This is a genomic window from Allgaiera indica (assembly GCF_900106675.1).
In the GTDB taxonomy this organism is placed as follows: Bacteria; Pseudomonadota; Alphaproteobacteria; order Rhodobacterales; family Rhodobacteraceae; genus Acidimangrovimonas; species Acidimangrovimonas indica.
The window spans coordinates 1-5,929 of sequence record NZ_FNOB01000053.1 but is presented as its reverse complement, the minus strand read 5'-3'; the positions used below and the strand labels follow the sequence as shown (position 1 = coordinate 5,929).

6 protein-coding genes and 1 pseudogene are annotated in these 5,929 nt (G+C 61.3%); 6 read left to right on the top strand and 1 reads right to left on the bottom strand.

The window, feature by feature from the left end; genetic code table 11:
• Positions 1–126: pseudogene (locus BLV97_RS21025) on the top strand (IS5/IS1182 family transposase); the annotation flags it as partial.
• Between the two features lie 9 nt (positions 127–135).
• Here BLV97_RS21025 and BLV97_RS20330 read toward each other — a convergent pair.
• Positions 136–927 carry a helix-turn-helix domain-containing protein gene (locus tag BLV97_RS20330; protein WP_081825003.1) on the bottom strand — a complete coding sequence of 264 codons (792 nt, stop codon included), beginning with the start codon at positions 925–927 and terminating at the stop codon, positions 136–138.
• Between the two features lie 170 nt (positions 928–1,097).
• On the opposite strand from BLV97_RS20330, the gene dctP reads away from it, so the two are divergent.
• The 5 genes from dctP to BLV97_RS21020 form a co-directional block, all read left to right on the top strand.
• Positions 1,098–2,132, top strand: a complete 1,035-nt coding sequence (dctP, locus tag BLV97_RS20325) for a TRAP transporter substrate-binding protein DctP (RefSeq protein ID WP_035841300.1) — start codon at positions 1,098–1,100, stop codon at positions 2,130–2,132.
• A 58-nt stretch (positions 2,133–2,190) separates the two neighbouring features.
• Positions 2,191–2,676 (top strand): TRAP transporter small permease, encoded by a 486-nt coding sequence (locus BLV97_RS20320; protein WP_035841298.1) that lies wholly within the window; start codon positions 2,191–2,193, stop codon positions 2,674–2,676.
• A 9-nt stretch (positions 2,677–2,685) separates the two neighbouring features.
• Complete coding sequence (locus BLV97_RS20315; protein WP_035841296.1) at positions 2,686–3,987, top strand: TRAP transporter large permease; 1,302 nt, start codon at positions 2,686–2,688, stop codon at positions 3,985–3,987.
• A gap of 3 nt (positions 3,988–3,990) precedes the next feature.
• Positions 3,991–5,655, top strand: coding sequence for an alkaline phosphatase family protein (locus BLV97_RS20310; RefSeq protein WP_035841293.1), 1,665 nt, complete (start codon positions 3,991–3,993; stop codon positions 5,653–5,655).
• A gap of 125 nt (positions 5,656–5,780) precedes the next feature.
• Positions 5,781–5,929, top strand: a 149-nt coding sequence (locus tag BLV97_RS21020; RefSeq protein ID WP_143037602.1) for a homogentisate 1,2-dioxygenase, incomplete at its 3' end; no start/stop codon positions are given.

Genomic DNA, 5,929 nt, shown 5'->3' with positions numbered 1-5,929 from the left:
AACCGCACCGAGATCATGTTCGGCAGGCTCAAGGACTGGAGGCGCGTTGCCACCCGTTACGACCGCTGTCCCAAGGTATTCCTCTCTGCCATCGCACTCGCGGCTATCGTCATCTATTGGTTATGAATCCTGACCCTAGAGGCTTTCAAATCGTGTTTTGAATGTCTGCGCAGCAAGCTGTATTTTTTCCAGATACGTTGCTGCGAATTGCTGAATAGACATAAAGCTGAGTGGCCAGAGAAGCGTAATAGCTCCAACTGGACTCGTGCCATTCATGAGAGGAACGGCCAATGCAGATAGACCGTCATTAGGTTGAATTTCCTTGAAAAACATTGGCAATCTGCAACCATACCCTTCTTTTCTAGAAGTCTGGATGTGCTCGAAGAACTTCTCCTCTGTCGTGGCATAGCGTGTTAAACAGAGGTCGGCGTAAGGAGCGGCCTGCTCTATTAATTCAGTTATTTTCGCGTTTGAAAGCGTGGACAGACATGCAATTCCCGACGCGGAGCCAAATATGTTTATCCTTAGATCTGCCACCCCTTCAAAAAATGAAAAAGGACTGAGAGCACGCGTGGAGTCTAGTATCCGCATGTGAAAATTATCCCAGACATGTAAATCGGACGGCCATTTAACTTGCCGAGTGAGCTCTGAGAGAATTGGAAGAGCTGTGTCGACTATTTCAGAATCTCGGGCAGTAATGGGATATCCAGCGCATGCTGGCAGGATTACATTGGTTCTATAACGACCGTCCGATAGACCACGGCGCACCAGCCTACGAGCTTCGAGTGTCCCGAGAAGGCGTCGCAGCGATGACTTCGGGATTCCAGTGTGCGCATGCAGGTCTCTTAGCGCACAGCTACCTTCGCGGCCTAGGACTTCGAGGACTTGGATACCCCGGTCGAGAGAGCGGTTCTCAAGTTCGTTCATGGTACAGACCTCGTGTGAATTTCCTACATTCGTGCCGCTGACCGGTACGCCGTGCGATTAGCATTTGCCGTATCCAAAGCGAAGAGTGAAGTTCCCGCCATGGCGCCGGAGTGCGGGATCCTGGGAGGGGAGCCGCGCCATCCATCATGAGTTCATAGGGAGGGACCATCATGTTCAGAAAGCTGTTCTTGGGCGCTGCGGGGGCGCTCGCACTTGCCACCTCGCCGGCATCGGCCGCGCAATACCAGTTCAACATCTTCTTGCCGCCGACCAACTTCATCTGGCCGGTGCTCAAGACCTGGGCCTCCGAGATCAATACCAAGACCGACGGCCGGGTGGACATCGTCTTTCCGGCGCAATCCGTGGTGCCCCCCAGCCGAGTGATGGACGCGGTACGCAGCCAGGTCGTCGATGGTGGTATTATGGCCAACATCTTCTTACCGCCTTCGCTGCCTGGCGCGCGCGCCGGAATGTTGCCTTGGGTCAACACCGGTGACGCAGAGGCTGCCTCCGTTGCGCTCTGGGATACCTACGAGAAGTTCTTCAAGGGCAAGGAAAACTGGAGCGGCCTGAAACTGGTTGGGCTATTCCAATACGGAAAAGCTAAGTTTTGTTCCACAATCAATCGGCCTCTGACCACAGTAAGTGACCTGCGGCAGCGCAAAGTCTGGGCATTGCCCGGCGTGAATGCGCAGGTGCTGCAGAGAATGGGCGTTCCTGTTTCGGCGAGTCCGGCCGTGCATATCTTTGAGCTTGTATCACGAAACGTCGTTCAAGCTTTTGTTGGCATCCCAGCAGAAGGGATCGTTTCCTTCAAGGCGGGTCCCTACACAAAGTCCTGCCTCGACATGAAGACATCACTTTCTTCCGTTGGGTTTTCGATGTTCTTCTCGCAAGCGGCGTGGAATCGTCTGTCACCAGATGACCAGAAGACTGTAATGAAACTGTCGGGCGATCATTTTGCCCGCATGTTCGGGAAAGCCTTTGACGCGGCCGACAAGAAGGCGACGCACGAGCTCAAGGCGCAGGGCGTGAAGTTCGTGCCGATCGACCCCGCACTCGCCAAGGCGTTGAAGGCCGCTGCGCAGCCGACGATCGACGACTGGATCGCGACGGTCACGAAACACGGGATCGACGGCAGGGCCGCCTACGATTTCATGGCCGCCCAGACCGCGAAGCTGACCAAGGCCGACGCCGCCAAGTGATCCCAGAACCCGGCAGCCCTGGCGCCCGTGGCGCCGGCGGCTCGCCCAGGAGGTTTCCATGTACGACCGGATTGCCAATGCGATCAGCCGGCTTGCGCTGTGGATCGCGACCCTCGCGATGACCGCGATGGTGCTGATGACGGTGGCCGATGTGGCGCTGCGCTACCTGTTGAACGCACCGCTCTCCGCCACCACCGAATTCGTCCAGATCTTCCTCGCGATCATCGTCTTCGCGGGTCTCGTGGTGGTCAACCAGGAGGGCAGCCAGGTCGTGGTCTCGTTGTTCGAGGGGCCGCTTGACCGCCGCCTGCCGGGCCTGCGCCGGGCGCTCTACGTGATCAGCAGTGCGATCGCGACGGTGTTCATCGCCTATGTGATGATCCAAGTCACGATCAACGACTTCGTCTATGGCGAGCTGTCGATGGTGCTGCAATACCCGCTCTGGATGCTCGCCGCGGCGATGGCGGCGCTTGCGCTGCTGTCGATCGCCCAGGTCTGGTACGTCTTCCGCCATGGGCCGAGCGGCCATGGGCAGATCGAGTGAGGCCCTGAGATGACCGCTTCCCTGATCGGATTTGCCGTAGTGCTGGCGCTGAGCTTCCTCGGCGTGCCGCTGGCCTTCGCCTCGCTGCTCGTCGGTGTCGCGGGCTTTGCCGCCTACCGCGGCTTTGACGCCGCCACCGCGGTGGCCAGCAACTGGATCGTCGACGCGGCCACCAATTACGGCCTCTCGGTGGTGCCGCTGTTCATCCTTATGGGGGTGTTCATCCACCGCGCCAAGGTCTCGGACGAACTTTACGAGGCCTGCCACGCCTGGATGGGCGGCTTCAAGGGCGGGCTGGCGGGGGCCACGGTCTTCGCCTGTGCGGGCTTCGCCGCGGTCTGCGGTTCGTCGCTGGCGACCGCGGCCACCATGTCGCGCGTGGCGATGCCGCCGATGCGCCGCTATGGCTACAACGACGCGCTCTCGGCCGGCACGATCGCCGCGGGCGGCACGCTCGGGATCATGATCCCGCCCAGCGTGCCGATGGCGATCTACGGTATCGTCGCCTCGCAGGACATCGGCAAGCTGTTCATCGCGGGGATCATCCCCGGACTCCTCTTGGTCACGCTGTTCCTGATCTCGGTCCGGATCGTGGTGGCGCTGCGCCCAAGCTGGGGCCCGCAGGGCGAGCCGCTGGGGCTGGCCGATCGGATCCGCCGCTCCTGGGTGACCTGGCCGATCCTGATCCTGTTCGCGGTGGTGCTGGGCGGGATTTACGCGGGCGTCTTCACCCCCACCGAATCCGCCGCGGTAGGCGCCTTCGGCTCCTACCTCTTCGCCTTTGCCCGCGGACGGCTGCGGCGGCTGCCCGAGATCCTCGACGCCTTCGCCGAGACGATCAAGACCACCGGGATGATCTTCGCGATCGTCTTCTCGGGCCTCATCTTCTCGCAGTTCATCAACATCACCGGCATGCCCTATCAGCTTGTGAATCTGGTCAGCGGGCCGGGGCATGCCGTCGGGCCGACGGGCCTCGTGCTAGGGATCTGCGCGATCTGCCTGGTGATGGGGATGGTGTTCGATTCGCTCGCCATCCTGCTTCTGGTGGTGCCGGTCTTCCTGCCCTCGCTCGCCGCGACCCATGTCGACATGATCTGGTTCGGCATCGTCATCGTCGTGCTGATCGAGATGGGCCTGATCACGCCGCCGATCGGCATGAACGTCTTCACCGTCAAGGCGGTGGTGCCCGATATCCCGCTCGAGCGCATCTTCCTGGGCGTTTCGCCCTTCATCGGGGCGATGGCGGCGGCGATCGTTCTGCTCTTCGCCTTTCCCGCGATCGCCACCTGGCTTCCAACAATGATGCACTGACCCATGACCAAGAACATCCTCTTCATCATGTTCGACCAGCTCCGCTTCGATTATCTGAGCTGCGCCGGCCACCCCCATCTGCAGACCCCTCATATCGACCGGCTTGCCGGCCTGGGCGTCCGCTTTACAAATTGCTACGTGCAGTCGCCGATCTGCGGCGCCTCGCGGATGAGCTTCTACACCGGGCGCTACGTCCACAGTCATGGCGCGGCCTGGAACAACTTCCCCCTGAAGGTGGGCGAGCGCACGCTCGGCGACCACCTGCGCGAGATCGGCATGGAAGCCTGGCTGATCGGCAAGACCCACATGAAGGCAGACGAACAGGGGATGAAGATCCTGGGGCTTTCCGAGGACGGCGTGATCGGTGCCCGCGTTGCGCAGTGCGGCTTCGACGTCTTCGAACGCGACGACGGCCTCTGGCCCGAAGGCCCCGACGGCCCTTATGACACCAAGCCCTCACCCTATAACGACTATCTCAAATCGACGGGCTACAAGGGCGAGAACCCCTGGCACGACTATGCGAATTCCGCACTCGAGGGCGAGGACGAGATCGCCTCGGGTTGGCTGATGCAGAATGCTGGCAAACCCGCCAACGTGGCCGAAGAGGACAGCGAGACCGCGTGGCTCACCTCTCGCGCGATCGATTTCGTCGACAGCCATGCGCATGGCGCGCCCTGGCTCTGCCATCTTTCCTACATCAAGCCGCACTGGCCCTATATCGCGCCCTCGCCCTATCATGACATGTACGGGCCGAACCAGGTGACCCCGGTGCAACGGCGCGATACGGAACTGGACGATCCGCACCCGGTCTACGCGCAATTCACCAAAAACGCCGTCGGCCGCGCCTTCGCCCGCGACGAGGTGCGCAGGGCGGTGATCCCCACCTATATGGGCCTCATCAAGCAATGCGATGATCAACTTGGCCGGCTCTTCGCCCATCTCGAGGCGACCGGGCGGATGCAGGACACGATGATCGTGGTGACCTCGGACCACGGCGATTACCTGGGCGATCACTGGTTGGGCGAAAAGGGCCTCTTCCACGAGGCATCGGTCAAGATCCCGCTTATCGTCTACGATCCGTCGCCCGAGGCCGACGCCACCCGCGGGACCACCTGCGACGCGTTGGTCGAGTCGATCGACCTGGCCGCCACCTTCATCGAGGCGGCCGGGGGCGAGGTGCCCGGTCACATCGTCGAGGGCCGCTCTCTGTTGCCGTTCCTGCAGGGGACGCCGCCCGCGGAATGGCGCGACTACGCGATCAGCGAGTATGATTACTCCGCGACGCCGATGTGCGCCAATCTTGGCCTCGCCCCGCGCGACGCGCGACTCTTCATGATCGCCGACGGGCGCTGGAAGTTCATCCACGCCGAAGGCGGCTTTAGGCCGATGCTGTTCGACCGTGACGCCGACCCTGAGGAATTCAACGATCTCGGTGCAAGCGAGGCCCATGCCGCAATCATCGACGACATGTATGCGCGACTTGGAGACTGGGCTCGGCGTGAGGCGCAGCGAACCACGATTTCCGACGCGCAGATCGAGCGAATGCGCAAGGGCGGCCGGCGCAAGGGCATCCTGCTGGGGCTGTACGACGGCAGCGAAGTCGAGGAAGAGCTGACCATCCACATCCGCGGCAAGGTCGGCGCGCGCCCCGACCCTCACAATGTCTAGCGCAGCTTTGGAATCGCGGTCGCTCTGGTGACATTTGATTGCCGGCACTGACATTTCATACTCTGCTTTCTGTGCTCGAAGTTCGTCAAGGATGCAGGAGGCACGATCGAAAAGGGAGAAGAATGATGACCAGTCAGGAGCTTCCGCAGGGGATGGTACGGGCGCCGTCCCAGTCCGGTCCGCACGAGGGCTACATGCCGGGCTTTGGCAACGATTTCGAGACCGAGGCCCTGCCGGGCGCCCTGCCCCAGGGCCAGAACAGCCCGCAGAAATG